At 71.3% G+C, this 2068-nt stretch carries 1 protein-coding gene and 1 pseudogene; one reads left to right on the forward strand and one right to left on the reverse strand.

Annotated elements, in window-relative coordinates:
* Positions 1-481: pseudogene (locus GT354_RS54675) on the reverse strand (hypothetical protein); the annotation flags it as partial.
* 275 nt (positions 482-756) lie between these two features.
* Here GT354_RS54675 and GT354_RS30580 point away from each other — a divergent pair.
* Complete coding sequence (locus GT354_RS30580) at positions 757-1980, forward strand: amidohydrolase family protein (RefSeq protein WP_161359617.1); 1224 nt, start codon at positions 757-759, stop codon at positions 1978-1980.
* The last annotated feature ends 88 nt before the right edge of the window (positions 1981-2068 follow it).

Here is a 2068-nt window from a genome sequence, read left to right on the forward strand (position 1 = left end):
TCCGGGCGGTGATCGCGCGCCGGGCGGTCACCACCGGCCCGTCGTGGACCGCCCGCTTGGCGGCCCGGCCGCGAGCGGTGGACGCCTTGCGCCCGACCGGCCACGTGGGCCGGGGGCCTTGGCTCGACCTGCCGACCCACCCGGGCGCGGCGCCGACTCCGTGCCGGCCAGGCATGGCCGCATCCGGACACTCGCGCCGAGAATCCGAACCGTCGTCGGCACGGAACCGCACCTCGGGCTCGGCGCCGGGGGCCACCACGGGCGCGCACGTCGAAGCCGCAACCGCCGTGGGCACGACGACACCGGACACGCCGACACCGGGCACGACAGTGGGCACACCGACACCGGGCACGACGACACCGGGCACCGGGCCGGGCCCGGGTGCGGGCACGGCGTACCCACACCCACTCCCGGCCGCGAGCACCACCGCGCCGACCCCCGCCACCGCGAAGGCCGCGCATTTGTTGCATTGTGTGCCCATCAGCCCACGCTAGGCCGCCTCCCCCCGCCCCACCCGAAGCCTCGCACGCCATTCCCCCCATCGGCCCAACAACGCGTCGCCCCCCGACCCACCGCCACCCCCATCGCCACCCGGCGGACTCGACAACCGGACACCGGGCCGACTGCGTGGTCCTGCCACCCATCGACGAAAGACAGCCTTCCTTACCTTGTAACGGCGTGACGTTTCGAGCGACAATCCCGGACACGAGCCCTGCGGCCTCGCAGGTCGCAGCCTTGCCCGAGGGGGACCTTGCGATGCGCGTCTTCGACGCTGACAACCACTACTACGAGGCCATCGACGCGTTCACCCGGCATCTCGATCCGCGACTGGGCGAACAGGTCATCCAGTGGTGTGAGATCAACGGCCGCAAGTATCACGTGATCGGCGGCACCGTGAACCACGCCGTGGTGAACCCGACCTTCGACCCGATCGCCAAGGCGGGCGCGATGGCCGAGTACTTCCGCGGCAACCCCTCGGGGCGCAACCCGCTGGACTTCCTGCGCGAGCGCGAACCGATCCGTCCGGAGTACCGCGACCGGGACGCCCGACTCCAGGTGATGGACAGTCAGGGACTGGACAAGATCTGGCTGTTCCCCACCCTGGGCATGGTCTACGAGGCGGCCCTCGCCCACGACCCGGCCGCCGTCGGGCAGTTGTACTCCGCCTTCAACCGCTGGTTGGAGGAGGACTGGGGATACGCCTACCGGGACCGGATCTTCGCCGCGCCCTACATCGCGCTCGCCGACCCCGAGCGGGCGATCGCCGACCTGGACCGCGCGCTGGAGGGCGGGGCCCGCATCGTGTGCATGCGGCCGGCCGCGCCCACCACGGCCGACGGTCCCTATCCGCCCGGGCACCCGGTCTTCGACCCGTTCTGGGCCCGCGTGAACGAGGCCGGGGTGCCGGTGATCGTGCACGCCGGGGACAGTGGCTACTCGGCCAACGGCTACAGCAGGAAGCAGGGTCTGCGCACGGACTTCAAGGGCGGCGGCGGACCGTCGGTCACCATGCTGTGGACGATGGAACGGCCGATCTTCGACTTCCTGGCGTCGTTGATCCTGGATCGCGTGTTCCAGCGCTTCCCCAACGTGCGCGTGGTCTCGGTCGAGAACGGCTCGGAGTTCCTCGGCGACCTGTTCCGCAAGCTGCGTTCGGTCGGCCGCAAGATCCCCGGCCTCTTCCCCGAGGACCCGGTCGAGACCTTCAAGCGGCACATCTGGATCAATCCGTTCTGGGAGGACGACCTGATCGAGGTCGTCGACCTGATGGGTGCCGACCGCGTGGTCTTCGGCTCCGACTGGCCGCACATCGAGGGGCTGCCGAACCCGCGCGACTACGAGGCCGAGGTCAAGGTCTTCGACCCCGACACCCAGGCGATGATCATGGGGGGCAACGCCGAGGAGCTGAACACGCCGCGACCGAGTCGAGCCGCCGGCGTCACAGCAGAACCGCCTGCCCGCCCGGACCCTCCTCGGTGATGTCGAGCACCGTGGGCGGCCGGCGGGCGGCCGGCGCAACGGGCAGCACACCGGCCGCGCGCAGCGCCTCGCCGTCGAGGAGCGCGCC

It is taken from the genome of Streptomyces sp. SID3343 (assembly GCF_009865215.1).
Taxonomy (GTDB): Bacteria; Actinomycetota; Actinomycetes; order Streptomycetales; family Streptomycetaceae; genus Embleya.

Coding starts and splice junctions, on each gene's coding strand:
- GT354_RS30580 (WP_161359617.1), top strand. CDS start 757: ATGCGCGTCTTCGACGCTGACAACCACTACTACGAGGCCATCGACGCG.